This window comes from Shinella sp. BE166, assembly GCF_051201095.1.
Classification (GTDB): domain Bacteria; phylum Pseudomonadota; class Alphaproteobacteria; order Rhizobiales; family Rhizobiaceae; genus Shinella; species Shinella lacus.
Map to the genome: position 1 here is coordinate 287,288 of NZ_JBPEHL010000006.1, position 24,310 is coordinate 311,597.

Below are 24,310 nucleotides of genomic sequence, written 5' to 3' on the forward strand. Positions count from 1 at the left end.
CATTAAGAGCAGGGCATGAAAACGAAAGAAGGCCCGCGATGAACCTCGATGCTCCGTCCTTTTCCAGTTTCGCGCATGACGGCCTCGAGCTTGCCTTCTTCGACGAGGGCGACCCGTCGGGCGATCCGGTGCTGCTGATCCACGGCTTTGCCTCCAGCGCCAACGTCAACTGGGTGTTTCCCGGCTGGCTGAAGACGCTGGGGGACGCAGGCTACCGAGTCATCGCGCTCGACAACCGCGGCCATGGTGCAAGCGCTAAACCGCATGATCCCGCGGTCTATACGCCGCCGCTCATGGCGGGCGACGCTGCCGCACTTCTCGACCACCTGGCGATCCCCGAAGCGCATGTCTTCGGTTACTCCATGGGCGCGCGCATCACCGCCTTCATGGCGCTGGCGCATCCCCATCGCGTGCGCTCCGTGGTCTTCGGCGGTCTCGGCATCGGCATGGTGACGGGGGTCGGCGACTGGGATCCGATCGCTGACGCGTTGCTCGCCCCGTCGCTCGATGTGGTGACGCACGAGCGCGGCCGCATGTTCCGCGCCTTCGCCGACCAGACGAAATCCGACCGACAGGCGCTCGCCGCCTGTATCATGACCTCGCGTGACCTTTTGACGCCGCAGGACATGAGCCGTATCGACGTGCCCGCGCTGATCGGCGTCGGCACGAAGGACGACATTGCAGGCGCGCCGCAGCCGCTCGCCGACCTGATGCCGAATGCGCGCGCGCTCGACATTCCCGGTCGCGACCATATGCTCGCCGTCGGCGACAAGGTTTTCAAACGCGCCGTTCTGGAGTTCTATGCGGAGATCGACGGCCGCTGACGCGGCGTTTACGACAACGGCCGCCGGGCCATTTCGCTCCGGCGCCCTTTGCTTTATATATGGACGGGAATGACCATAAGGAGTGCGGCGATGGTCGCGACAAACGAACTGCGGGCCGGCGAGAATCTCAAGGCCATGGATCCGATCTGGGACAGCCTGCGCGAGGAAGCGCGCGTTGCCGCCCAGGCCGAGCCGCTGCTGGCGGCCTTCCTCTATTCGACGGTGCTGAACCACCGCTCGCTGGAAGAAAGCGTGATCCACCGCGTCTGCGAGCGCCTCGACCATCCGGATCTGCAGGCGAACCTCCTGCACCAGATCTTTGACGAGATGCTGGAAGACTGGCCGGAATGGGGCGGCATCCTGCGCGTCGACATCCAGGCCGTCTACGACCGCGACCCCGCATGCCTACGGTTCCTGGATGCCGTGCTCTATTTCAAGGGTTTCCACGCCATCCAGACCCATCGCGTCGCCCACTGGCTCTACAACAAGGGCCGGCGCGACCTCGCGCTCTACCTGCAAAGCCGCTCCTCCAGCGTCTTCCAGACGGACATCAATCCGGCCGCGCGCATCGGCAAGGGCATCTTCCTCGACCACGCCACCGGCTTCGTCGTCGGCGAGACGGCGACGATCGGCGACAATGTCTCGATCCTTCACAACGTCACGCTCGGCGGCACCGGCAAGGAGGGCGGCGACCGCCATCCGAAGATCGGCGACGGCGTGATGATCGGCGCCGGCGCAAAGATCCTCGGCAACATCCATATCGGCCATTGCTCGCGCATCGCCGCCGGCTCGGTCGTGCTGAAGCCCGTGCCGCCGAAATCGACGGTCGCCGGCGTGCCGGCGAAGGTCATCGGCGAAGCCGGTTGCAACGAGCCCTCGCGCGCCATGGACCAGCTTCTCGCGGCCTTCGACTACGATCTGTAAGCGGCGCCGGCAAAAGCGCGAGGCGGTTTGCGTGCGGCGTTGCGGGAAAGACTCCAACGCGGGGAAAGTCGCTTTCTCGTGGAAATCGAGGGTTTACACGCCCCGGAGCAGGTGCGAGAAGCGCGGCAAATCAATCGACGACGGAGACATATCGTGAAGCCGGAAGAAATCAGGAAGCTCGAGGCCTACTTCAAGCGCAATATCAACAAGGAGATTGTCGTGAAGGCCCGTCCGCGCAAGGATGAATCGGCGGAAGTCTATCTCGCGGATGAATTCCTGGGCGTCATCTTCCGCGATGACGAAGATGGGGAACTCTCCTACAACTTCTCCATGGCGATCCTCGACATCGATCTCTGATCGTCGGTATTATTTCCAGAAAAAAGCCCGGCCGCCTCTGCGCCGGGCTTTTTTATTATCGTTTTGCGACAAATTCGTCTTTTTCTGTCCCAATGATCATACCTATTGCGCAAGGTCTTGCTTTGTTTGTGAAATATTGCATTGCAGCATGATTATTGACTTTTTTGTGCGGCGCATATAGATTTCGGGCCTAAACCGGGATCCAAAGGAGACTTCGATGTTCAATCTCGACGACGCAAACAAGAAGAGCAAGGAAGCCGTGGACACGTTCGTAAAGAGCTACACGACCGTTGCGCAGGGTTTCCAGGCGATCGCCACCGAAACGGCCGACTACTCGAAGAAGTCCTTCGAAAACAACGTCGCCCATTTCGAAAAGCTCTCGGGCGTCAAGAGCGTCGAAGCCGCTCTCGAACTGCAGACGGCCTTCGTGAAGTCCGCCTATGAAGGTTTCGTCGCCGAAGCCACGAAGCTCACCGAAATGTACGCCGACCTCGCCAAGGGCGCCTACAAGTCCTACGAAGCGCCGGTCGCCAAGACCACGGCTGCTGCCAAGGCTGCTGTCGCCGCCTGATTTTTCAGTACTGCGTACGCGTATAGCGTTTAGAGGCCGGCTGCGGGCAACCGCAGCCGGCCTTTGCGCGTTGCGGGGATTGCGCGAGGCTGATGGAGCGGGCGCAAATTTCGCTATTTCCTTCGGATGACCGGTGATTATGATTGCAGTGCGAAGCGAGGCTCTTACAATCGTGTGACGAGACATTAGATAACAGGTCCAGAAGGCAGCCTCGGCTGAACGGTTCGCCCAAAGGAAGCGACCGAAATCAAGGGAATGAACACGAATGGATGTGAGACGGGTTCGAATGCAGGATGGGGAAGGCGGCGGCGACACTCCCGGTCGCAGCACCTCCGTCATTACCCGCACGAAACCTAAAACGAAGAAGCCGAGCCTTTATCGCGTCCTGCTTCTCAACGATGATTATACGCCCATGGAGTTTGTGATTCACATTCTGGAACGTTTCTTCCAGAAGGACCGCGAAGCGGCCACGCGGATCATGCTGCATGTGCACAATCATGGCGTAGGCGAGTGTGGCGTGTTCACCTACGAGGTTGCCGAAACCAAAGTGACACAGGTGATGGATTTCTCCCGCCAGCACCAGCATCCCCTGCAATGTGTCATGGAAAAGAAATGAGGAACGAACGTGCCAACATTTTCTGCAAGCCTTGAAAAGGCGCTCCACCAGGCACTGACCTACGCGAACGAGCGCCATCACGAATATGCGACGCTCGAGCACCTGCTGCTCGCCCTCATCGACGACGCCGACGCGGCTGCCGTGATGGGTGCCTGCAATGTCAACCTCGACGTGCTGCGCAAGACCGTCACCGACTATGTCGACCACGACCTTGCCAACCTGGTGACGGGTTACGAAGAAGATTCCAAGCCGACCTCCGGCTTCCAGCGCGTCATCCAGCGCGCGGTGATCCATGTCCAGTCGTCCGGTCGCGAGGAAGTGACCGGCGCCAACGTGCTCGTCGCGATCTTCGCCGAGCGCGAGAGCCATGCCGCCTATTTCCTGCAGGAGCAGGAGATGACGCGGTACGACGCCGTCAACTTCATCTCGCATGGCATCGGCAAGCGCCCCGGCTCCACCGAGCAGCGCCCGGTGCGCGGCTCGGATGATGCCGAGAGCGAGCCGAAGCAGCAGCGCGGCAATGGCGGAGGCGAACAGGAAGAGGCTGCCAAGAAGCAGGACGCGCTCACCGCTTACTGCGTGAACCTCAACGAGAAGGCCAAGAACGGCAAGATCGATCCGCTGATCGGCCGCCACGCCGAGGTCAACCGCACGATCCAGGTGCTCTGCCGCCGCTCCAAGAACAACCCGCTTTACGTGGGCGATCCGGGCGTGGGCAAGACCGCCATCGCCGAAGGCCTCGCCAAGCGCATCGTCGAAGGCAAGGTGCCGGAAGCGCTCGCCGACGCGACGATCTTCTCGCTCGACATGGGCACGCTGCTTGCCGGCACGCGCTATCGCGGCGACTTCGAAGAGCGCCTGAAGCAGGTCGTCAAGGAACTGGAAGACTATCCGGGCGCCGTGCTGTTCATCGATGAGATCCATACCGTGATCGGCGCGGGTGCCACCTCCGGCGGCGCGATGGATGCATCGAACCTCTTGAAGCCGGCGCTTTCCTCCGGCGCGATCCGTTGCATCGGCTCGACGACCTACAAGGAGTACCGCCAGTTCTTCGAGAAGGACCGGGCGCTCGTGCGCCGCTTCCAGAAGATCGACGTCAACGAGCCGACCATCAATGACACGATCGAGATCATGAAGGGCCTCAAGCCCTATTTCGAGGAGTACCACAAGCTCCGGTACTCCAACGAGGCGATCAAATCGGCCGTCGAGCTTTCGGCGCGCTACATCAACGACCGCAAGCTGCCGGACAAGGCGATCGACGTGATCGACGAGACCGGTGCGGCCCAGATGCTGCTGCCCGTTAGCAAGCGCCGCAAGCTGATCACCGAAAAGGAAATCGAGGCGACCGTTGCGACGATGGCCCGCATTCCGCCCAAGACCGTGTCGAAGGACGACGAGCAGGTGCTCGCCAACCTGGAGCGGGAACTGCGTTCCGTGGTCTACGGTCAGGATCTGGCGATCGAGGCTCTTGCGTCGGCGATCAAGCTTGCCCGTGCTGGCTTGCGCGAACCGAACAAGCCGATCGGCTGCTACCTGTTCTCCGGCCCGACCGGCGTCGGCAAGACGGAAGTGGCAAAACAGCTCGCCGGCTCGCTCGGCGTGGAACTGCTGCGCTTCGACATGTCGGAATATATGGAGCGGCACACGGTTTCCCGTCTGCTCGGTGCACCTCCCGGCTATGTCGGCTTCGACCAGGGCGGCCTGCTGACCGATGGCGTCGACCAGCATCCGCATTGCGTGCTGCTGCTCGACGAAATCGAGAAGGCGCATCCGGACCTCTACAACATCCTGTTGCAGGTCATGGATCACGGCTCGCTGACCGACCATAACGGCAAGAAGATCGACTTCCGCAACGTCATCCTGATCATGACGACCAATGCGGGCGCATCCGACATGGCCAAGGCCGCCATCGGCTTCGGCTCGTCGAAGCGCGAAGGCGAGGACATGGAGGCGATCAACCGCCTGTTCACGCCGGAATTCCGCAACCGTCTCGATGCGATCATCCCGTTCGGCTCGCTGCCGACGCCGGTCATCCATCAGGTCGTGCAGAAGTTCGTCATGCAGCTGGAAACCCAGCTTGCCGAACGCAACGTCACCTTCGACCTCAAGCAGGAAGCAATCGCCTGGCTGGCGGAGAAGGGTTACGACGAGAAGATGGGTGCGCGGCCGCTGGCGCGCGTCATCCAGGAAAACATCAAGAAGAAGCTCGCCGACGAAATCCTCTTCGGCAAGCTCAAGAAGGGCGGCGTCGTGCGCGTCTCCGTCGGCACCAAGGAAGATGGCTCGAACGGCCTGATCCTCGATGCCGTGCCGGAAACCGCGCCGATCAAGCCGAAGGCCGAAATCGAGGAAGCGGCCGCCAAGAAGGCGAAGCCGCGCAAGGCGAAGGAAACGGTTGCCGCTGAGGCTGCGCCGGCCAAGGCCAAGTCGTCCAAGAAGGCGGCTGAGCCCAAGGCCGAGGAGCCGAAGGACGAGCCGCCGCGCAAGGCCTCCAGCGCCGTGCCGAAGGTGCCGCGCAAGAAATAACGGCTTTACAAATCCCATGAGCCGGGCAGGTCACTGCCCGGCTTTCTTTTGTTGAAGACCCGAGACGTTAATGACGGCCGAGACTGCGCCAGACCCTCAATCCCAGACCCACTGGTTCCTGCTCGGCATGCGCGGCATCTTCAGCCTGCCGGCGATCATCCTCATGCTGTCCTTCGTCGGCTTCGCGGCGTTTACGGCGGAGGCGAAGATCCCGGTCGAGCAGGTGATGTTCATGACCGGCATGGTCTGGGCGCTGCCGGCCAAGGTCATCCTTGTCGGCTCCATGCTGTCGGGCGCGCACATCCTGACGGCCTTTATCGCCGTGACGCTCTCTTCCGTGCGCATGATGCCGATGGTGGCGGCGCTGATCCCGGAAATCCGGACCAGCCGCACGCCGACCTGGCTTTTGTTGTTCCTCTCGCATTTCGTCGCCATCACCGCCTGGGTTTTCGCCATCGAACGGGTGAACGGCGTGCCGCGCGACGGCCGCGTTGCGTTCTTCGCCGGCTTCGGCATCACGCTGACGCTGCTCAACATCCTGCTGGTCGGGCTCGTCTATGGCGCGGTCTCGGAATTTCCGCCGATCGTTTCGGGCTGCCTGTTCTTCCTCACGCCGGTCTATTTCCTGACCTCGATCTGGATTTCCGCGCGCCACCGGGTGATCTACTGGGCGCTCGGCATCGGGCTGGCGCTCGGCTGGTTCTTCGCCATCGTCGCGCCGGAATACGATATCCTGCTTGCCGGCGTCATTGGCGGCACGCTCGCCTGGTGGGGTGAGCGGATGCTGCGCCAGCGGGAGGCGCGGTCATGAGCTTCGATGGCCTCTGGCCCTATATCTTCATCGCCGTCGCCGGATGGCTCGCGACCGATCTCTGGCGGTGGGCGGGCGTGCTCGCCGGCAATCGCATCGACGAGAAATCGGAGGTGCTGAACTGGGTGAAGGCGGTCGCGACCGCGCTCGTCGCGGCGGTCATCGCCAAGCTGATCTTCTTCCCGACCGGCACGCTGGAGGCCTCGCCGCTCTGGCTGCGGCTGGGGTCGGTGGTGTTCGGCGGCCTGTGCTTCTTCGTGGGCGGGCGTTTCCGGCAGATCGCCGGCATCGCCGCGGCCATCGGTTTCCTGGCCGCGGGTCTTGCCATTCTCGGGGTGTGATCAGCCCTCCGCCAGCGCCTTGCGCAGCTTCTCGGCATTTGCCGCCAGCACGGCCTGGTCTTCCATCGTGCCCGAATGCGGCTTCAGGGCCACGCCCTCGACGCGCGGGATGATATGCACATGCAGGTGGTAGACGGTCTGGCCGGCGGCCGGCTCGTTGAACTGGATCACCGTCACGCCGTCGGCCTCGAAAGCCTCCTTGGCCGCGACGGCAACCTTCTGCACGACCGGGAAAAGCCGCGAAAGCGTCTCAGGATCGGCATCGAGGATGTTGCGCGACGGCGCCTTGGGGATGACGAGCGTGTGCCCGTTCGCCTGCGGCATCACATCCATGAAGGCGACCGTATGCTCATCCTCGTAGACGCGGTGCGAGGGGATTTCGCCGCGCAGGATCTTGGCGAAGATGTTGTTGGTGTCGTAGGTGCTCATGCTCGTCTCCCGATGATGCTTGGAGCATTTTCGCTTTTATTCGAATCGCGAAAACGCTCTATCTTTTTGTTTTCACGCATTTTTCTGGAATTGCTCTAGTCGCTTTCGTTTTCGCCGCGGCGGAAGGGGCCGTGTTCGGCAAGATATTCGCCCATCGTCTCCACATCGCGGCGCTCGCGCTCCAGATAGTCGGCGACGGCGCGGCGCAGGCCTGGATGGGTGATGAAATGGGCCGAATGGGTGATGGCCGGTAGGTAGCCGCGCGCGAGCTTGTGTTCGCCCTGCGCGCCCGCCTCTACGCGTACCAGCCGCTTCTCGATCGCGAAGTCGATGGCCTGATGGTAGCAGACCTCGAAATGCAGGAAGGGATGGTCCTCGATGCAGCCCCAGTGCCGGCCATAGAGCGCGTCGCCGCCGATGAAATTGATCGCGCCGGCAACGTAGCGGCCGTTGCGTTTCGCCATGACGAGCAGGATGTCGTCGGCCATGCGCTCGCCGATCAGGCTGTAGAATTCGCGGTTGAGGTAGGGCCGGCCCCATTTGCGGCTGCCGGTGTCCATATAGAAGGTGAAGAACTGGTCCCAGACCTCTTCCGTCAGGGCTGCACCCGTCAGCCAGTCGATCGAAATCCCATGCTCCAGCGCCGCCCGGCGCTCCTTCTTCAGCGCCTTGCGCTTGCGTGAGGCGAGGGTCTCCAGAAAATCGTCGTGCGAACCGTAACCGGCATTGAGGAAGTGGAACTGCTGGTCCGTGCGGTGCAGGTAGCCCGCCGCCTCGAAGATCGGCATTTCCTGTTCCGGCACGAAGGTGACATGCGCGGAGGAGGCGCCGTGACGCCGGGCGAGTTCCTTCAGGCCTTCGGCGAGCCCGGATTGCGTCTCGATCAGCGGCTGGTCGGGGCGGTGCAGCAGCCGCGGGCCGGTCGCGGGCGTAAAGGGGATCGCGGCCTGCAGCTTCGGATAATAGCGCCCGCCGGCGCGCTCGAAAGCGTCGGCCCAGCCGTGGTCGAAGACATATTCGCCCTGGCTGTGGCTCTTGAGATAGGCGGGCAGGGCGCCGAGGATGGCGCCGTCGTCGCCCTCCAGCAGAAGGTGCTGGCCGAGCCAGCCGGTCTCGGCGGTGGCGCAGCCGGACTCTTCGAGCGACGACAGAAAAGCGTGGCTGACGAAGGGGTTGTAGGGCATGTGCGCGTCGCCCCTGGAGGCGCCGGCAAGGCGCCCCCATTGGTCCGCCGCAATATCGGCGAAGCTCGTTTCGACGCGGATGCGCACGGGCTCGACCATGTCAGGCCGTCAATGCCTCGCGCGGATCGAAACCTTCGAAGGTCATCTGGTCCGCGTTGAGCGCCGTGATCGTGCGCGCTTCGTCGTCGCGCACGGTCCAGGTGATGATCTGCTTGCCGAGGTCGCGCTCCTTGCTGACAAAGGCGTTCGGCAGGTGGCCGTAATGGTAGGAGATGAAATCGAGACCGAGCTGCATCGCCTCCTCGTGCACGGCAAAATTCTCCGGCCGCGCGCCTTCCGCCGTCAGGCCGACGGGACGGGTGGTGCCGAGAGCCTTGAGGTCCTTCAAAAGCCAGTGGTCGAAGCTCATCAGCGCGACGGGACCTTCATAGTCTTCGAGCGCGTCGAGCACCGCCACGGCGAAACCTTCGTCGTCACCCTTGCGGCCTTTGAGTTCCAGCACCAGCGGCACGCGGCCCTTCACGAGGTGGAGCAACTGGTTGAGCGTCGGGATGCGGTCCGCCGTGCCGCCGATCGGCAGCAGGCCGAGTTCACCGGCGGTGCGCGCCCGCACGTCGCCCTCGATGCCGCACAGGCGCTTCAGGTCATCGTCATGGAAGACGACGGGAATGGCATCGGCGGTATATTGCAGGTCGCATTCGATGGCGAAGCCGGCGTCGGCCGCGCGCGAAAATGCGGAAAGCGTGTTTTCCCAGACGGCCCGGTTGAGGTCGTGATAGCCGCGATGGGCGATCGGCCTCTCGGTCAGCCAGTTGAATTTATGCATCAGGCGATTTCCATGATGGCGTCGATCTCGACGGCGGCGTTCAGCGGCAGCGCGGCCATGCCGACGGCGGCACGGGCATGTTTGCCGGCGTCACCCAATGCGCCGACGAGGAAGTTGGAGGCGCCGTTGATGACGAGGTGCTGCTCGACGAAGTCCGGGGCGGAGGCGACGAAGCCGTTGATCTTGATGATGCGCTTGATGCGCGACAGGTCGCCGAGGGCTGCCTTCGCCTGGGCAAGCAGGCCCAGCGCACACAATTCCGCCGCTTTCTGGCCGCCGGCGACGTCGACGTTCCTGCCGAGATGGCCGGTGACGGCGAGCTTGCCGTCGAGCATCGGCAGCTGGCCGGAAATGTGGAGGACGTTGCCGCTGATGACGAAGGGCACGTAATTAGCCGCGGGGGCCGCCGCCACGGGGATTTCGTAGCCCAGTTCCTTGACGCGATTCTCGATTTCAGCGGACATTGCGGTCTCCGTCGTTGCTCGCGTTCGGGCCTGCCGTCGCGATATCGAAATGAATAGGGCAGCGCGCGGATATTGCCTCGCTTTTGCCGGAAGAGTTCTTATAACATCGCGACCGACTTCAACAGGAGGAAACGGATGTTTCGTTCAGCCTTTGTCGCGGCCGCCATGGCCGGGGCATGCTTCGCCGGCAGCGGCGTCTCGAGCGCCTTTGCCACGCCGGCGACCGGGCTTGCGCCGCACCGTGCCGTCTATGACCTCCAGCTCAAGGATGCGACCGAGCGCTCGGGCATCGCCGGCATGTATGGCCGCATGGTCTACGAGTTCAACGGCAGCCCCTGCGACGGCTACACGGTGAGCTTCCGTTTCGTCACGCAGGTCAATACCGGTGAGGAGACGCGCCTCACCGACCAGCAGACGACCACCTACGAGGACCTGAAGAACGGCAGCTTCCGCTTCCTGACGCGCTCCTTCACCGACGAAAAGCTGGACAAGGAAGTGCGCGGCTCCGCCCGCGAGGAGAAGCAGGGCGTCAGCGTTGACCTGACGGCGCCCGACAACCGCCAGGTGGAGCTTGCCGCCAGCCGCTTTCCGACCGAACACATGCTGGAAGTCATCGATCACGCCAAGAAGGGCGACCGCTTCTTCGAATCGCGCATTTATGACGGCTCCGATGCGGGCGACAAGACGTTGCTGACCACCGCCGTGGTCGGCAAGAAGGAAACGCCGAAGGCCGGCGACCTCGACGCCGCCAAGGCCGGCGATTTTTCCAAGGATGCGTTCTGGCCGGTGTCGATCGCCTATTACAACGATACCAGCGAGGGCGACGCGCTGCCGGTCTACCGCATGTCCTTCAAGCTCTACGAGAACGGCATCACCCGCGACCTCACCATGGATTATGGCGAGTTCTCGCTGACCGGAAAGCTCGCCAAGCTTGAGATGTTCAAGCAGCAGGAGTGCAAGTAAGAACGCCCGCGACGCATTTTTTAACCCGCTGCCCTTGATTTGCCCGGAAACTGAGGGTATGGGGCAGCCATTCCACACGTAAGGCATGGGATCGTCCGGGAGAAATCCGGACCGTTCCGCCCGGTGGCATTCCCCAAGGGGATGCTGTTCGCCTTGCGGAGGTTCAACCGGAAAAGGATAACAAGGCATGGCATTGCCCGATTTCTCTATGCGCCAGCTTCTCGAAGCTGGTATTCACTTCGGCCACCAGACCCACCGCTGGAACCCGAAGATGAAGCCGTATATCTTCGGCGATCGTAACAACGTTCACATCATCGACCTGGCACAGACCGTTCCGCTCCTGTCGCGCGCCCTTCAGGTCGTGTCCGACACGGTTGCCGGCGGCGGCCGCGTTCTGTTCGTCGGCACCAAGCGCCAGGCGTCCGACATTATCGCCGATGCTGCCAAGCGTTCGGCCCAGTATTACGTCAACGCCCGCTGGCTCGGCGGCATGCTGACGAACTGGAAGACGATCTCCAACTCGATCCAGCGCCTGCGCAAGCTCGACGAGATCCTGAACTCGGAAGGCTCCGGCTATTCCAAGAAGGAGCGCCTGACCCTCGAGCGCGAACGCGAGAAGCTTGAAAAGGCCCTCGGCGGTATCCGCGACATGGGCGGCACGCCGGACCTGATGTTCATCATCGACACCAACAAGGAATCGATCGCGATCCAGGAAGCCAAGCGTCTCGGCATCCCGGTCGTCGCCGTTATCGACTCCAACTGCGATCCGGACCCGATCGACTTCCCGATCCCCGGCAACGACGACGCCTCGCGCGCTATTGCCCTTTACTGCGACCTGATCGCCCGCGCCGCCATCGACGGCATCGCGCGCCAGCAGGGTGCATCGGGCCGTGACCTTGGCGCCTCTGCCGAGGCTCCGGTCGAGCCGGAACTCGAAGCCGAAGCGTAAGGCCAAGGTCGGAGCGAAACATTCGCTCCCGCTTATCTGAGATAACCGAGGCCAGAGAGACGATCCCTGGCCTCGGCTTGTTTGAAGACCCTGTCTGCCGACGATCCCCGGGGTCGTGGTTAAGGCGGCAGGTCGGAGGTGATCTTCATCACCCTGTCATATTTCCGGGTACATTCGTTCCCAAAACCTTGAGTTCGCCGGGGTTTCTCGGCGGCACGCAACAAGAACCGACAAGAGGCTCACAATGGCTGAAATCACCGCTGCACTGGTGAAGGAACTGCGCGAAAAGTCCGGCGCAGGCATGATGGACTGCAAGAAGGCGCTGGCTGAAAACGACGGCGACATCGAAGCAGCGATCGACTGGCTGCGCGCCAAGGGCATCGCCAAGGCCGACAAGAAGTCGGGCCGCACCGCCGCTGAAGGCCTCATCGGCGTCGCCACCTCCGGCACCAAGGCCGTCGTCGTTGAAGTCAACTCGGAAACCGACTTCGTTGCCCGCAACGATGCCTTCCAGACGATCGTGCGCGGCGTTGCCGACGTGGCGCTGACCACTGACGGCACCGTTGAAGCCGTTGGCGCCGCCACCTACCCGGCAACCGGCAAGTCGGTCACCGACACGATCAAGGACGCCATCGCCACCATCGGCGAGAACATGAACCTGCGCCGCTCGGTCCTGCTGTCGGTCGAAGACGGCGTTGTTGCGACCTACATCCACAACGCTGCTGCCGACCGTCTCGGCAAGCTCGGCGTTCTCGTGGCGCTGAAGTCGACCGGCGACAAGGAAGCCCTCAACGCCATCGGCCGCCAAGTCGCCATGCACGTTGCTGCAACGGCTCCGCTCGCCATCCGCGCCGAAGAAGTCGATGCCGCTGTTGCCGAACGCGAACGCAACGTCTTCATCGAGCAGTCGCGCGCTTCCGGCAAGCCGGACAACATCATCGAGAAGATGGTTGAAGGCCGCATGCGCAAGTTCTTCGAAGAAGTCGCCCTGCTGTCGCAGGCCTTCGTCATGAACCCCGACATCACCGTCGGCGCTGCCGTCAAGGAAGCTGAAAAGACCGTCGGCGCGCCGATCGAAGTCGTCGGCATGGCCCGTCTCCTGCTCGGCGAAGGCGTCGAGAAGGAAGAGACGGACTTCGCTGCGGAAGTCGCGGCTGTGGCCAAGGGCTGATTTTCTTAATACCGATTGGGAAAAGAACAGGGCGCCGCGTGACAACGCGGCGCCCTTCGTGTATCCGGCTTGCCGAAATGCCTGCCCCGAATTTTCTTCTGCGGCGAGGGTTGCCCTGTGCCGAACCGCTCCCGGTTCTGGCCGGCTGCCCGATCGGGTGAGCAGGTTCACGAGTTCAGGAGCGACCATGACGGCCAACCCAATCTATAAACGTGTTCTGCTGAAAGCCTCCGGCGAGGCGCTGATGGGCTCGCAAGGCTTCGGCATCGATGTCGCGGTCGCCGATCGCATCGCCTCCGACATCGCCGAAGCCCGCGCGCTCGGCGTGGAAGTGGGTGTCGTCGTCGGCGGCGGCAATATCTTCCGCGGGGTGGCGGTGGCCTCCAAGGGCGGCGACCGGGTGACCGGCGATCATATGGGCATGCTGGCAACCGTCATCAACGCGCTGGCGCTCGCGACCTCGCTGCGCAAGCTCGATATCGACACCGTGGTTCTCTCGGCAATCGCCATGCCGGAAATCTGCGAGAGCTTTTCGCAGCGCGCGACGCTCTATCACCTGTCGCTCGGCCGCGTGGTGATCTTCGCGGGCGGGACCGGCAACCCGTTCTTCACGACCGATTCTGCCGCAGCGCTTCGCGCCGCCGAAATGGGCGCCGAGGCGATCTTCAAGGGCACGCAGGTCGACGGCATCTATTCCGCGGATCCGAAGAAGGACCCGCATGCCACCCGCTTCGACCGCCTGACGCACAGCGAAGTGCTGGAGCGGGGCCTTGCCGTCATGGACGTCGCCGCCGTGGCGCTGGCGCGGGAAAACCACATCCCGATCATCGTGTTCTCCATCCATGAAAAGGGCGGTTTCGCCGAAATATTGACGGGTGGCGGACGCGGTACCATCGTAACCGACAACTGATTCTCAAGAGGCGAGCACGCCCGATGCGTGCAGCCGTTCCGTGAAAATGGGAGTATTCCGATGAGTGAAGGTATTGACCTGAAGGAACTGAAACGCCGCATGGATGGCGCGATTTCCGCTTACAAGAACGACATTGCGTCGCTGCGCACCGGCCGCGCCTCGGCCAACGTGCTCGATCCGGTGCAGGTCGAAGCCTACGGCTCGCGCGTGCCGCTGAACCAGGTCGCCAATATTTCTGTTCCGGAACCCCGCATGCTGTCGGTCTCCGTGTGGGACAAGAGCATGGTCGGCGCCGTCGAGCGCGGCATCCGCGAATCGAATCTCGGCCTGAACCCGATCATCGATGGCCAGAACCTGCGCATCCCGCTGCCGGAGCTCAACGAAGAGCGCCGCAAGTCGCTTGTGAAGGTCGCGCATGACTATGCCGAAAAGGCCAAGGTGGCGATCCGCCACGTGCGCCGCGACGGCATGGACGACCTCAAGAAAGCCGAAAAGGATGGCGATATCGGCCAGGATCTGAGCCGCAGCCAATCCGAAAGGGTGCAGAAGATGACCGACGAGACGATTTTGGACGTCGATCGCTTGCTTGCCGAGAAGGAAAAGGAAATCATGCAGGTTTGAGGCGCCCGCCTCGCATCTTTTCTCCATTCCGGATCGCTCATGAACCAACTCTCGCCCAGCACCGTACCGGCACACGTCGCCATCATCATGGATGGCAACGGACGCTGGGCGAGTGCGCGCGGCCTGCCGCGTGCCATGGGACACCGCAAGGGTGTCGAATCCGTGCGTGAGGCTGTGCGCACGGCCGCCGAAAGCGGCGTGCGCTACCTCACGCTCTTCGCCTTCTCCTCGGAAAACTGGAGCCGGCCCGAGAGCGAGATCACCGATCTCATGGGCCTCCTGAAGACCTTCATCCGGCGCGACCTTGCGGTGCTGCACCGGGAGAACGTGCGCATCCGTGTCATCGGCGACAAGTCGAACCTGTCGAGCGACATCCTGCCGCTGCTTCTGGAAGCGGAGGACACGACGCGGGCGAACAGCGGCATCACGCTGGTCATCGCCTTCAATTACGGTTCGCGCGACGAGATCGCCCGGGCGGTGCGCACGCTTGCCGCCGAGGTCGCCGCCGGGCGTCTCGATCCGGCCGAGATTACCTCGGAGCGCATCGGCGCATCGCTCGATACCGCCGGCATTCCCGATCCCGACCTCATCATCCGCACCAGCGGCGAAGAGCGGCTGTCGAATTTCCTGCTCTGGCAGGCGGCCTATGCCGAACTGATGTTCGTTCCCGATTTCTGGCCCGACTTTTCGCGCGAGACCTTCCTTGCCGCGCTGTCGCGCTATTCCATGCGCGAGCGCCGGTTCGGCGGCTTGCAGGCCGCAAAGACGCTTGCGGTGGGCTCCTGATGCAGAGTGAACTGCGTCTGCGCATCCTCTCCGGCATCGTGCTGGCTATCGTCGTGCTCGTCGCGACCTGGCTCGGCGGTTTCGCCTTTCGCGTGCTCGCCTCGGCCATAGCGCTCCTCATCTATTATGAATGGTCGACGATCACGCGCCTGCCGGAAACGGATTTCCGCGCCAATGCGTTCGGCTGGCTGTCGGTCGGCGTGATCGCGCTTCTGGTGGTCTTCGGCATCGACGAATTCGCCATGCCCGCGCTGATCGGCGCGACGCTGATCGGCATCGTCTATGCCTTCGCCCTCCAGGGCAGCGGCTGGCTTGCAGGCGGCATCGTCTATGCCGGCCTGACGGCGATTTCGCTCGCCGCCATCCGCGGCGATACGGCGCATGGCTTTGCCGCCATGCTGTTCATCTTCGCCGTCGTCTGGGCGACGGATATTCTCGCCTATTTCGTGGGACGCGCCATCGGCGGGCCAAAACTCGCGCCGCCGATCTCACCGGGAAAGACCTGGTCGGGGGCGATCGGCGGGGCGATTTCCGCCGTCATCGCCGGCACGCTGGTGCACATGGCCTTCTTTTCGCTGAACGGCCTGTGGGTGCCCGTCATGGCGCTGGTGCTTTCGGTTTTCAGCCAGGTTGGTGATCTTTTCGAGTCCTTCATCAAGCGCCGTTTCGGCGTGAAGGACTCAAGCCGTCTCATTCCGGGACATGGCGGCGTCATGGACCGGGTTGACGGCCTTGTTTTTGCCTGCTTCGCCGCGTTCCTCATTGCACTTGGCGATGCGATCGTGTCGGGCACCGCGAACACGCCGGCCGGCGTGTTCCTTTTCGGCCCGTAATCGCGACACATTGGGGATTGCTCATGGAAATGCTGGCTGGCTCCGTTGGGTTCGTGACGGGCTATATCATTCCCTTCCTGGTCGTGCTGACGCTCATCGTCTTCGTGCACGAGATGGGCCACTACCTGGCGGGCCGCTGGTCCGGCATCGGCATCACCGCCTTTTCCGTCGGCTTCGGCCCGGAACTTTTCGGGTTCAACGACCGCCACGGTACGCGCTGGAAGCTCTCCGCCATCCCGCTCGGCGGCTATGTCAAGTTCCTCGGCGACGAGGATCCTGCCTCCATTCCGGATTATGACGCGGTCGCAGCACTACCGGAGGCGGTGCGCAAGCGCACGTTCCTCGGTGCTGCCCTGTGGAAAAGGGCGGTGACGGTCGCTGCCGGCCCGATCGCCAATTTCGTGCTCGCCATCGCCATCTTCGCGGTGATGTTCACCATCTACGGCCGCCAGATCGCCGATCCCATCGTCGCCGAAGTTCGCCCGGACAGCGCCGCCTCAGAGGCGGGCGTGCTCCCCGGCGACCTGCTCGTGGCGCTTGACGGCAATCCGGTCACCACCTTCGACGACGTGCGCCGCTATGTCAGCGTGCGCCCGGAACTGACGATCAACGTGACGGTGCGCCGCGACGGCCAGGATCTCGTCCTTCCGATGGTGCCCAAGCGCACCGAGATCACCGACCAGTTCGGCAACAAGATCGAACTCGGCCTGATCGGCATCGTCACCAACCAGGAAACCGGCAATTTCCGCGTCGTGGAATATGGCCCGGTCGAGGCCGTGGGACAGGGCGTGCTGCAAAGCTGGCATATCGTGACGGGCACGTTCGACTATCTCGCGAACCTCGTCACGGGCCGCATGAAGGCCGATCAGCTCGGTGGACCCATCCGCGTGGCGCAGGCTTCCGGCCAGATGGCGACGCTGGGTGTTGCCGCTCTGCTGCAGCTGGCTGCCGTTCTCTCTGTTTCCATTGGACTTTTGAACCTGATGCCGGTTCCGGTACTTGATGGCGGCCATCTGATGTTCTATGCGGTGGAGGCTATCCGGGGCAGGCCTGTCGGGCCCGGGGCGCAGGAGATCGCATTTCGCATCGGCATGGCGCTGGTGCTCATGCTGATGGTCTTTGCGACCTGGAACGACATATCCATGCTTCTTGGCTGAGGTTTGCCGGGCTACCGGCAGTGAATGCCGGCGTTGCCGGCAGGGAATCAAAAGGGGTGCCGCTCTCGCCGACGCAGTCGTGCTAACGCTCTGTTTACCGTAATGAAACGGATGTAGTGACCTTCGGGCCACGGTTGGAATTGAAGTAAACAGAAATTAACGCGTGACCTTGCTTAGATGGCAAAAGCGGTTAAAACGGCAAACGTGACCGGAATCGGGCGTACGCGCCTGCCGGGACGTTGAAACGAAGGTAAGTAGTGAAGATGAAAGCTGGTTCAAAATTTTTGAACGCCGTGTCGGCCGTTGCATTGTCGGCCACGATGGTTGTCACGGGCGGCTCTTTTGCCACGCTTGTCTCCGCCACGGCCGCCGAGGCCGCCGTCATCCGCAGCATCCAGGTGAATGGCGCTGACCGTGTCAGCGCCGATACGGTCAAGGCCAATGTCACCATTGTGCCCGGCAAGGCCTTTTCCAACGCCGATATCGACGCCTCCGTGCGCCGCCTGTTTGCCACCGGCTACTTCTCCGATGTGAAGATCTCGGTTTCCGGCAGCACGCTCGTCGTCGTGGTCGATGAAAACCAGCTCATCAATCAGGTCGTCATCAACGGCAACCGCAAGATCAAGGACGACAAGCTGCAGGGCGTTCTTCGCTCGCAGTCGCTCGGTCCGTACAGCGAGACCGCCGTCGAAGCCGACAAGCAGGCGATCCGCGACGCCTATGCCGCGATCGGCCGCAGTGACGCAACCGTCACGACGCAGGTCTATCCGCTCGGCAATGGCCGCGTGAACCTCGCCTATATCGTCGACGAAGGTGACCGTACGAAGATCTCTCAGATCAATTTCGTCGGTAACGAAGCCTACAGCAACAGCCGTCTGCGCGCCGTTATCGTCACCAAGAAGTCGAACTTCCTGTCCTTCCTGACCCGCAAGGACGTTTATAGCGAAGACAAGTTGCGCGCTGACGAGGAGTCGCTGCGCCAGTTCTACTTCAACAACGGCTATGCCGACTTCCGCGTGATTTCGTCGGAAGCCGTGCTTGACGAGTCCTCCAACGAATATGTCGTGACCTTCACGGTCGAAGAAGGCCAGCGCTACGACTTCGGTCAGGTGAACGTCGAATCGACGGTCGAAGGCATCGATGGCGCGGAGCTTCAGGGCCTCGTCGAATCGCGCCCGGGCAGCACGTATCGTGCCCGCGACGTGCAGGACACGATGTCGGAAATCTCCAAGCGCGTTGCGGCCAACGGCTATCCGTTTGCCCGCGTGACGCCGCGCGGCAACCGCGACCTCGGCAACGGCACGATTGCCGTCGATTACCTCGTCGACCAGGGCGAGCGCGCCTATGTCGAGCGCATCGAAATCCGCGGCAACACCCGCACGCGTGACTACGTCATCCGCCGCGAGTTCGACATCGGTGAAGGCGATGCCTTCAACCAGGAAGTCATCACGCGCGCAAAGCGCCGCCTTGAGGCCCTCGGTTACTTCTCCACGGTCAACATCACGACCGCGCCGGGCAGCCAGTCCGACCGCGTTGTCCTGGTGGTCGATGTTCAGGACCAGTCGACCGGTTCGTTCGGTATCGGCGCCGGTTACGAAACGGGCAAGAACGGCGGCATCAAGCTTGAAGCGTCGGTCGAAGAAAAGAACTTCCTCGGTCGCGGCCAGTATATCCGCGTGGCTGCCGGTGGCGGCGAGAACTCGCGCGATTACAGCCTGTCGTTCACGGAGCCCTATTTCCTCGGCTACCGCCTGGCTGCCGGCTTCGATGTCTTCAAGAACGAAGACGAGAGCGAAGATTATTACAGCGTCAACACGGAAGGCTTCACGCTGCGCGTGACGGCGCCGATCACGGAAGACCTGTCGACGTCGCTGCGCTACAGCTACACGAAGCTCGACTACAATTCCGGCGATCTCGACGAACTGTCGTCGCCTTACCGTTACGTGGTCACCGAAGGTCCTTGGGTTCGCTCCTCGGTTTCGCACAGCGTGACCTATGACACGATCGATGACCGCACGCTGCCGCGTGAAGGTATGTTTGCCCAGATCACCCAGGAATTTGCCGGCCTCGGCGGCGATTCGGACTACTACAAGATTTCGGGCAAGGCACGTTACTTCCACATGCTGCTCGAAGATGCCGATGTCATCGGCTCGCTCTCGGTCAGTGGTGGCCACATGTGGGGTCGCGGCGACACGAAGGTGTTCGACCAGTTCACGCTTTCGGCCAGCGACATCCGCGGCTTCGAATCGGGCGGCATCGGCCCGCGCGCGACGTCGACGGACGACGCACTCGGTGGCAAGACCTACTTCACGGCCTCTGCCGAAGCGTCCTTCCCGCTGCCGTTCATCTCGCGGGATTCGGGCCTGCGCGGCGCCTTCTTTGCCGATGCCGGCACGCTTTACGGCAACGACGTCAAGACGGTCGCAGCTGACCGGGTGCGTGGCGAAAGCATGAGCATCCGCGCCTCGGTCGGCGCCAGCGTGATCTGGGCTTCGCCGTTCGGTCCGCTGCGTCTCGACTATGCGGTTCCGGTCAAGAAGGAAAACTTCGACGAAGTGCAGCGCTTCAAGTTCGGCATCGCGACGCAGTTCTGATATAGGCAGTCCAGAACTGCGAGAAAACGGACGTTCTGGAGTCATGCCGATGGAGCATAACTGGTTTTTTCCGCCCCATGACGGCATTCGTCTGGGTGATCTTGCGGCGACGCTTGGGGCGGAACTTGCCGATGCTGCGCATGCCGACCGTGTCGTGCGCAGCGTTTCGCCCGTCAACCGGGCGAAAGAGGGCGACCTCTGTTACATCCTCTCCCGTAAATTTCGCGGCGAGCTCGCGACCTGTGCGGCCTCGGCCATCCTCTGCGATCGATCGCTTGCAGCGCTCGTCCCGTCGCATGTCGCCGTCCTGCTTTCCACGCGCCCGCACACCGCTTTCGCGCTCGCCGGTGAGTTGCTGCACGGCTCTGCCATGCGGCCGGAGCCGATGACATCCACGGTGGGCATTGCGCCCGGCGCCTATGTCGATCCGGAAGCGCGCATCGAGCCCGGCGTCTCCATCGAACCGATGGCGGTGATCGGCAAGGGCGCGGAGATCGGCGAGGGTACGCATATCGGCCCCGGCGCGATCATCGGCGCGGGCGTGCGCATCGGGCGCAATTGCTCGATTGCCGCCGGCACCACGGTGCAATGCGCGCTGGTCGGCAACAATGTCATCCTGCATCCCGGCGTGCGCGTCGGCCAGGATGGTTTCGGCTATGCGCCGGGCCTGAAGCCCGGCATGATCAAGATCGTGCAGATCGGCCGCGTCATCATCCAGGACAATGTGGAGATCGGCGCGAACACCACGATCGACCGCGGCACGATGGACGACACGGTGATCGGCGAGGGGACCAAGATCGACAACCAGGTCCAGGTCGGCCACAACGTGCGCATCGGCCGCCATTGCGGCATCGTCAGCGGCGTCGGCATTGCCGGCAGCGCACGCATCGGCGATGGCGTGATGATCGGGGGGGCGGCCGGCATCAATGGCCATATTACCATCGGTGACGGCGCACAGATCGCCGCGATGAGCGGCGTCGTTGCCGATATCCCGGCAGGCGAGAAATATGGTGGCGTTCCGGCTCGGCCGATGCGCGACTTCCTACGCGACATGGCGGAGATCGCCATGCGTTCCAGCACTCGAGTCCAGAAGAAGGGGGGCAATGATGAGTGAAGAGACCAAGGCAACGCTTGGCGTGGCTGACCTGCGTGAAATCCTGACGCTACTTCCTCACCGCTACCCCTTCCTCCTCGTCGACAAAATCATCGAGATCGACGGTGACGAACGGGCGATCGGCATCAAGAACGTGACGGTGAACGAGCCCCATTTCATGGGCCACTTCCCTGATCATCCGATCATGCCCGGCGTGCTGCTGATCGAAGGCATGGCGCAGACCGCGGGCGCCATCTGCGCGCGCAAATCGCGCTCCGGCTCCAACCTCGTCTACTTCATGACCATCGACAATGCCCGCTTCCGCAAGCCCGTCGTGCCCGGCGACCGCGTCGAGTTCCATGTCGTGAAGCAGAAGCAGCGCGGCAATATCTGGAAGTTTCATTGCGATGCAAAAGTTGATGGGCAACTTGTCGCCGAAGCTGATATCGGCGCGATGATCGTGAAGAAGGAAGACGCCTGAAAATGATTGCCGCCAGCGCGAAGATCCATCCGCTCTCCGTCATCGAGGACGGGGCGGTCGTCGGTGAGAACGTCGTCGTCGGCCCCTTCTGCCATGTCGGGGCCAAGGTCGTTCTCGGCGATGACGTGGAGCTTCTGACGCATGTGGTCGTCACCGGCCGCACGGATATCGGCCGCGGCACCCGCATCTTCGCCAATGCCGTCGTCGGCGGCGATCCGCAGAGCATACACCACGACGGCGCCGAGACGACGCTGACCGTGGGAGAGAACTGCGTCATCCGCGAGGGCGTGACGATGAATGCCGGCACCACCGAGGGCGGCGGCAGGACGGTCGTCGGCGACAACAACCTGTTCCTCGCCAATTCGCACGTCGCGCATGATTGCCAGCTCGGCAACCACATCATCCTGTCGAACAATGTCATGCTCGCCGGCCATGTGACGGTCGAGGATCGTGTGATCCTCGGCGGCGGCTCGGCCGTGCACCAGTTCACTCGCATCGGCCGCCAGGCCTTCATCGGCGGCCTTTCGGCGGTCTCCTACGACGTCATTCCCTACGGCATGCTGAACGGCAATCCCGGCGTGCTCGGCGGCCTCAACGTCGTCGGCATGAGCCGCGCCGGCATGGAGAAGGCGACGATCCACCAGGTCCGCCGCGCCTTCAAGCAGATCTTCGACGGCGAGGGTTCCATCCGCGTCAACGCCGCCGCGATCCGCGACGAATATGCCGATTGCTTGCCGGTCATGCATATCCTCGATTTCATCGCTGCCGACAGCGACCGCGCGCTCTCCTCGCCGAACCGCGGCAAGGGCTGAGCGGCATGGCGGCCGGCCGGCCCCTCGCGCGCGACCGGCTGGCCATCATCGCCGGTGGCGGCCTGCTGCCGCGCTACGTCGCGGACGCGGCGCGAGCGCGCGGTGAAAATCCCTACATTCTGGCCCTCACCGACGAGTCCGTGCAGGACTGGTCCGACTTCGACCATCAGGTGATCTCGATTGGCAACTATGCCGGCATCGGCGCGGCCTTCCGCGCTGAGGGTATCGGCCGCGCCGTGCTGTCCGGTTCCGTGCGCCGCCGTCCGGAATGGCGCGACATCCGTGCGCCGCTGAAGGCGTTGACGGCCCTCCCGTCCGTGGTGCGCACGCTGCTGAAGGGCGGCGACGACACGGTGCTGAAAATGGTCATCCGCCTGATCGAGGCCGAAGGTGTACGCGTCGTCGGCGCGCAGGATATCGTACCGGATCTCCTCGGCAGCGAAGGCCCGCTCGGCGCCGTCGCGCCGGACGAGGCTGCCAGGGCCGACATTGCCGCCGCCGCTGCCGCCGCACTCGCGCTCGGCCGGCTCGATGTGGGGCAGGGCGCCGTTGCGCTCGGTGGCCGCGTGGTGGCGCTGGAGGGCGCGGAGGGCACGGATGCGATGCTGGAGCGCGTGGCGGGTCTTCGTGCCGCCGGCCGCATCTCCACGCGTCGCAAAGGCGTGCTGGTAAAGCTCTGCAAGCCGGAACAGGACCTGCGCGCCGACCTGCCGTCGATCGGCGTGGAAACCCTGCGCCGCGCCCATGCCGCCGGGCTTGCCGGCATTGCGGTGGAGGCCGGGCGCTCGCTGGTGCTGGAGCGCGCGGCACTGGTGGCCGAGGCGGATGCGCACGGCCTCTTCGTCATAGGCATCGTGCCGGAACGGACGGAGGCGCGGCGATGACGGAAAACCCCTTGAAAATCGGCATCATCGCCGGCGAAGTGTCCGGAGACCTCCTTGGTGGTGACCTCATCGCGGCCTTGCGCAAAGCCCATGCCGGCGAAATCGACCTCATCGGCGTCGGCGGCGAGGCGTTGCAGGGGCAGGGGCTCCAATCGCTGTTCGATTTCTCCGAACTCTCCATCATGGGCATTTCGCAGGTGCTGAAGCGCCTGCCGTCTCTGCTGCGCCGCATCCGCCAGACTGCGGAAGCCATCATCGCTGCGCGCCCGGACGTGCTCGTCATCATCGACAGCCCGGATTTTACCCACCGTGTCGCGCGCCGCGTGCGCAAGGCGCTGCCGGACCTGCCGGTCGTCAACTATGTCTGCCCGAGTGTGTGGGCCTGGAAGGAAGAGCGCGCGCCGCGCATGCGCGCCTATGTCGACCATGTGCTCGCGTTGCTGCCCTTCGAGCCCGCCGTGATGGCGCGCCTCGGCGGCCCCGCGACCACCTATGTCGGCCATCGGCTGATCGGCGATCCCGACATCCAGCGCGTGCGCGCCGCAAGGCTCGCCCGGCCGGCGTGCAGCGAACCCATCTGCCTGCTGCTTCCCGGCTCGCGCAGCACCGAGATCAGCCGCCTGCTGCCGGCCTTCGGCGAGGCTGCCCGGGAGCTGACCGCCCGCACGCCCGGCACGCGTTTCCTGCTGCCGACCCTGCCGCGGCAGGAGGCGCTTGTGCGCAAGCTGACGGCCGACTGGCCGGTGAAGCCGCGGGTCACCCTCTCCACCGTCGAAAAATGGCAGGCCTTTGCCGACGCCGATGCCGCGATCGCGGCGTCCGGCACGGTCATCCTGGAGCTTGCGCTCGCCCGCGTCCCGGTCATCTCCACCTACCGGCTCGACTGGCTGGCGAACCTCTATCTCGGGCGGATCCGGGTCTGGACCGCGGCGATCCCCAACATCATCGCCGACTATGCCGTTGTGCCGGAATATCTTAATGACATGGTACGCCCCGGTGCTCTCGCGCGCTGGTTCGAGCGGCTTTCCGCCGACACGATCGAGCGCCGCGCCATGCTGGAGGGATATGACCTCGTCTACGAGCGCATGCAGACCGAGCGCCCGCCCGGCGAGACCGGCGCGGCCGTCATCCTCGATCTCCTCGCAACAAAAAAGCCCGGTCGAAAATGACCGGGCTTTTTCCT

Annotated in this window: 26 protein-coding genes; 22 read left to right on the top strand and 4 right to left on the bottom strand. The window is 63.4% G+C overall.

Annotation, left to right across the window (positions count from 1 at the left end; all coding sequences use genetic code 11):
* Positions 1-38: 38 nt before the first annotated feature.
* The 8 genes from J2Y63_RS17735 (at position 39) to J2Y63_RS17770 (ending at position 6,970) form a co-directional block, all read left to right on the top strand.
* Positions 39-824 carry an alpha/beta fold hydrolase gene (locus tag J2Y63_RS17735; protein ID WP_435267160.1) on the top strand — a complete coding sequence of 262 codons (786 nt, stop codon included), beginning with the start codon at positions 39-41 and terminating at the stop codon, positions 822-824.
* 90 nt (positions 825-914) lie between these two features.
* Complete coding sequence (gene cysE / locus J2Y63_RS17740; protein WP_256116003.1) at positions 915-1,748, top strand: serine O-acetyltransferase EpsC; 834 nt, start codon at positions 915-917, stop codon at positions 1,746-1,748.
* Positions 1,749-1,901: 153 nt separating this feature from the next.
* Positions 1,902-2,105, top strand: coding sequence for a DUF3126 family protein (locus tag J2Y63_RS17745; protein WP_134649125.1), 204 nt, complete (start codon positions 1,902-1,904; stop codon positions 2,103-2,105).
* Between the two features lie 217 nt (positions 2,106-2,322).
* Complete coding sequence (locus tag J2Y63_RS17750) at positions 2,323-2,676, top strand: phasin family protein (protein ID WP_435267161.1); 354 nt, start codon at positions 2,323-2,325, stop codon at positions 2,674-2,676.
* A 265-nt stretch (positions 2,677-2,941) separates the two neighbouring features.
* Entirely contained in the window at positions 2,942-3,292 is a 351-nt protein-coding gene (gene clpS / locus J2Y63_RS17755; protein ID WP_037408383.1) for an ATP-dependent Clp protease adapter ClpS, read from the top strand.
* 9 nt (positions 3,293-3,301) lie between these two features.
* Complete coding sequence (clpA, locus tag J2Y63_RS17760; RefSeq protein WP_435267162.1) at positions 3,302-5,818, top strand: ATP-dependent Clp protease ATP-binding subunit ClpA; 2,517 nt, start codon at positions 3,302-3,304, stop codon at positions 5,816-5,818.
* Positions 5,819-5,888: 70 nt separating this feature from the next.
* Positions 5,889-6,629 (top strand): AzlC family ABC transporter permease, encoded by a 741-nt coding sequence (locus J2Y63_RS17765; RefSeq protein ID WP_435267163.1) that lies wholly within the window; start codon positions 5,889-5,891, stop codon positions 6,627-6,629.
* Positions 6,626-6,970, top strand: a complete 345-nt coding sequence (locus J2Y63_RS17770; protein WP_256115998.1) for an AzlD domain-containing protein — start codon at positions 6,626-6,628, stop codon at positions 6,968-6,970. The genes J2Y63_RS17765 and J2Y63_RS17770 overlap by 4 nt, the downstream gene beginning before the upstream one ends.
* Here the strand turns inward: J2Y63_RS17770 and J2Y63_RS17775 are convergent, their stop codons facing one another.
* The 4 genes from J2Y63_RS17775 to J2Y63_RS17790 all read right to left on the bottom strand — a co-directional run bounded on the left by J2Y63_RS17775 (position 6,971) and on the right by J2Y63_RS17790 (position 9,873).
* Positions 6,971-7,399, bottom strand: a complete 429-nt coding sequence (locus J2Y63_RS17775; protein ID WP_435267164.1) for an HIT family protein — start codon at positions 7,397-7,399, stop codon at positions 6,971-6,973. It abuts the gene before it with no gap.
* 95 nt (positions 7,400-7,494) lie between these two features.
* Positions 7,495-8,682: a GNAT family N-acetyltransferase gene (locus J2Y63_RS17780; RefSeq protein WP_435267165.1), complete on the bottom strand. Its 1,188-nt coding sequence runs from the start codon at positions 8,680-8,682 to the stop codon at positions 7,495-7,497.
* Position 8,683: 1 nt separating this feature from the next.
* Positions 8,684-9,409 carry a glycerophosphodiester phosphodiesterase gene (locus J2Y63_RS17785; protein ID WP_435267166.1) on the bottom strand — a complete coding sequence of 242 codons (726 nt, stop codon included), beginning with the start codon at positions 9,407-9,409 and terminating at the stop codon, positions 8,684-8,686.
* Complete coding sequence (locus J2Y63_RS17790) at positions 9,409-9,873, bottom strand: RidA family protein (RefSeq protein WP_435267167.1); 465 nt, start codon at positions 9,871-9,873, stop codon at positions 9,409-9,411. Before J2Y63_RS17790 ends, J2Y63_RS17785 begins: the two co-directional genes overlap by 1 nt.
* A gap of 135 nt (positions 9,874-10,008) precedes the next feature.
* Between J2Y63_RS17790 and J2Y63_RS17795 the strand changes: the two genes are divergently transcribed.
* The 14 genes from J2Y63_RS17795 (at position 10,009) to lpxB (ending at position 24,296) form a co-directional block, all read left to right on the top strand.
* The gene (locus tag J2Y63_RS17795; protein ID WP_256115992.1) at positions 10,009-10,836 is read left to right on the top strand and encodes a cell envelope integrity EipB family protein; all 828 of its coding nucleotides are present in this window, start codon (positions 10,009-10,011) and stop codon (positions 10,834-10,836) included.
* A 187-nt stretch (positions 10,837-11,023) separates the two neighbouring features.
* The gene (gene rpsB, locus J2Y63_RS17800; RefSeq protein ID WP_256115991.1) at positions 11,024-11,785 is read left to right on the top strand and encodes a 30S ribosomal protein S2; all 762 of its coding nucleotides are present in this window, start codon (positions 11,024-11,026) and stop codon (positions 11,783-11,785) included.
* Positions 11,786-12,029: 244 nt separating this feature from the next.
* Positions 12,030-12,956, top strand: coding sequence for a translation elongation factor Ts (tsf, locus tag J2Y63_RS17805; protein WP_256115990.1), 927 nt, complete (start codon positions 12,030-12,032; stop codon positions 12,954-12,956).
* 187 nt (positions 12,957-13,143) lie between these two features.
* A complete protein-coding gene (pyrH, locus tag J2Y63_RS17810) occupies positions 13,144-13,866 on the top strand; it encodes a UMP kinase (RefSeq protein ID WP_256115989.1) in 723 nt (240 codons plus the stop codon).
* Between the two features lie 60 nt (positions 13,867-13,926).
* Positions 13,927-14,487: a ribosome recycling factor gene (frr, locus tag J2Y63_RS17815; RefSeq protein ID WP_256115988.1), complete on the top strand. Its 561-nt coding sequence runs from the start codon at positions 13,927-13,929 to the stop codon at positions 14,485-14,487.
* A 39-nt stretch (positions 14,488-14,526) separates the two neighbouring features.
* A complete protein-coding gene (locus J2Y63_RS17820; protein ID WP_256115987.1) occupies positions 14,527-15,273 on the top strand; it encodes an isoprenyl transferase in 747 nt (248 codons plus the stop codon).
* A complete protein-coding gene (locus J2Y63_RS17825; RefSeq protein WP_256115986.1) occupies positions 15,273-16,106 on the top strand; it encodes a phosphatidate cytidylyltransferase in 834 nt (277 codons plus the stop codon). The genes J2Y63_RS17820 and J2Y63_RS17825 overlap by 1 nt, the downstream gene beginning before the upstream one ends.
* Before the next feature lie 23 nt (positions 16,107-16,129).
* On the top strand, positions 16,130-17,263 hold the full coding sequence (gene rseP / locus J2Y63_RS17830; RefSeq protein ID WP_435267168.1) for an RIP metalloprotease RseP: 1,134 nt from the start codon (positions 16,130-16,132) through the stop codon (positions 17,261-17,263).
* A 263-nt stretch (positions 17,264-17,526) separates the two neighbouring features.
* A complete protein-coding gene (gene bamA / locus J2Y63_RS17835) occupies positions 17,527-19,857 on the top strand; it encodes an outer membrane protein assembly factor BamA (RefSeq protein WP_435267169.1) in 2,331 nt (776 codons plus the stop codon).
* A gap of 49 nt (positions 19,858-19,906) precedes the next feature.
* Complete coding sequence (gene lpxD / locus J2Y63_RS17840) at positions 19,907-20,971, top strand: UDP-3-O-(3-hydroxymyristoyl)glucosamine N-acyltransferase (RefSeq protein ID WP_435267170.1); 1,065 nt, start codon at positions 19,907-19,909, stop codon at positions 20,969-20,971.
* On the top strand, positions 20,964-21,431 hold the full coding sequence (gene fabZ, locus J2Y63_RS17845) for a 3-hydroxyacyl-ACP dehydratase FabZ (RefSeq protein WP_256115982.1): 468 nt from the start codon (positions 20,964-20,966) through the stop codon (positions 21,429-21,431). Before lpxD ends, fabZ begins: the two co-directional genes overlap by 8 nt.
* Positions 21,428-22,243, top strand: coding sequence for an acyl-ACP--UDP-N-acetylglucosamine O-acyltransferase (gene lpxA / locus J2Y63_RS17850; RefSeq protein ID WP_435267211.1), 816 nt, complete (start codon positions 21,428-21,430; stop codon positions 22,241-22,243). Before fabZ ends, lpxA begins: the two co-directional genes overlap by 4 nt.
* 5 nt (positions 22,244-22,248) lie before the next feature.
* Complete coding sequence (locus tag J2Y63_RS17855) at positions 22,249-23,127, top strand: LpxI family protein (RefSeq protein WP_435267171.1); 879 nt, start codon at positions 22,249-22,251, stop codon at positions 23,125-23,127.
* Positions 23,124-24,296 carry a lipid-A-disaccharide synthase gene (lpxB, locus tag J2Y63_RS17860; protein WP_435267172.1) on the top strand — a complete coding sequence of 391 codons (1,173 nt, stop codon included), beginning with the start codon at positions 23,124-23,126 and terminating at the stop codon, positions 24,294-24,296. Before J2Y63_RS17855 ends, lpxB begins: the two co-directional genes overlap by 4 nt.
* Positions 24,297-24,310 lie beyond the last annotated feature (14 nt).

Bases quoted from the DNA above. Each gene is read 5' to 3' on its own strand.
- tsf (WP_256115990.1), top strand. From the start codon at position 12,030: ATGGCTGAAATCACCGCTGCACTGGTGAAGGAACTGCGCGAAAAGTCC.
- J2Y63_RS17790 (WP_435267167.1), bottom strand. From the start codon at position 9,873: ATGTCCGCTGAAATCGAGAATCGCGTCAAGGAACTGGGCTACGAAATC.
- J2Y63_RS17735 (WP_435267160.1), top strand. From the start codon at position 39: ATGAACCTCGATGCTCCGTCCTTTTCCAGTTTCGCGCATGACGGCCTC.
- fabZ (WP_256115982.1), top strand. From the start codon at position 20,964: ATGAGTGAAGAGACCAAGGCAACGCTTGGCGTGGCTGACCTGCGTGAA.
- J2Y63_RS17825 (WP_256115986.1), top strand. From the start codon at position 15,273: ATGCAGAGTGAACTGCGTCTGCGCATCCTCTCCGGCATCGTGCTGGCT.
- rpsB (WP_256115991.1), top strand. From the start codon at position 11,024: ATGGCATTGCCCGATTTCTCTATGCGCCAGCTTCTCGAAGCTGGTATT.
- cysE (WP_256116003.1), top strand. From the start codon at position 915: ATGGTCGCGACAAACGAACTGCGGGCCGGCGAGAATCTCAAGGCCATG.
- lpxD (WP_435267170.1), top strand. From the start codon at position 19,907: ATGGAGCATAACTGGTTTTTTCCGCCCCATGACGGCATTCGTCTGGGT.
- J2Y63_RS17785 (WP_435267166.1), bottom strand. From the start codon at position 9,409: ATGCATAAATTCAACTGGCTGACCGAGAGGCCGATCGCCCATCGCGGC.
- lpxB (WP_435267172.1), top strand. From the start codon at position 23,124: ATGACGGAAAACCCCTTGAAAATCGGCATCATCGCCGGCGAAGTGTCC.
- pyrH (WP_256115989.1), top strand. From the start codon at position 13,144: ATGACGGCCAACCCAATCTATAAACGTGTTCTGCTGAAAGCCTCCGGC.
- J2Y63_RS17855 (WP_435267171.1), top strand. From the start codon at position 22,249: ATGGCGGCCGGCCGGCCCCTCGCGCGCGACCGGCTGGCCATCATCGCC.
- bamA (WP_435267169.1), top strand. From the start codon at position 17,527: ATGAAAGCTGGTTCAAAATTTTTGAACGCCGTGTCGGCCGTTGCATTG.
- J2Y63_RS17820 (WP_256115987.1), top strand. From the start codon at position 14,527: ATGAACCAACTCTCGCCCAGCACCGTACCGGCACACGTCGCCATCATC.
- rseP (WP_435267168.1), top strand. From the start codon at position 16,130: ATGGAAATGCTGGCTGGCTCCGTTGGGTTCGTGACGGGCTATATCATT.
- J2Y63_RS17765 (WP_435267163.1), top strand. From the start codon at position 5,889: ATGACGGCCGAGACTGCGCCAGACCCTCAATCCCAGACCCACTGGTTC.
- J2Y63_RS17795 (WP_256115992.1), top strand. From the start codon at position 10,009: ATGTTTCGTTCAGCCTTTGTCGCGGCCGCCATGGCCGGGGCATGCTTC.
- clpS (WP_037408383.1), top strand. From the start codon at position 2,942: ATGGATGTGAGACGGGTTCGAATGCAGGATGGGGAAGGCGGCGGCGAC.
- J2Y63_RS17780 (WP_435267165.1), bottom strand. From the start codon at position 8,682: ATGGTCGAGCCCGTGCGCATCCGCGTCGAAACGAGCTTCGCCGATATT.
- J2Y63_RS17770 (WP_256115998.1), top strand. From the start codon at position 6,626: ATGAGCTTCGATGGCCTCTGGCCCTATATCTTCATCGCCGTCGCCGGA.
- J2Y63_RS17775 (WP_435267164.1), bottom strand. From the start codon at position 7,399: ATGAGCACCTACGACACCAACAACATCTTCGCCAAGATCCTGCGCGGC.
- J2Y63_RS17750 (WP_435267161.1), top strand. From the start codon at position 2,323: ATGTTCAATCTCGACGACGCAAACAAGAAGAGCAAGGAAGCCGTGGAC.
- frr (WP_256115988.1), top strand. From the start codon at position 13,927: ATGAGTGAAGGTATTGACCTGAAGGAACTGAAACGCCGCATGGATGGC.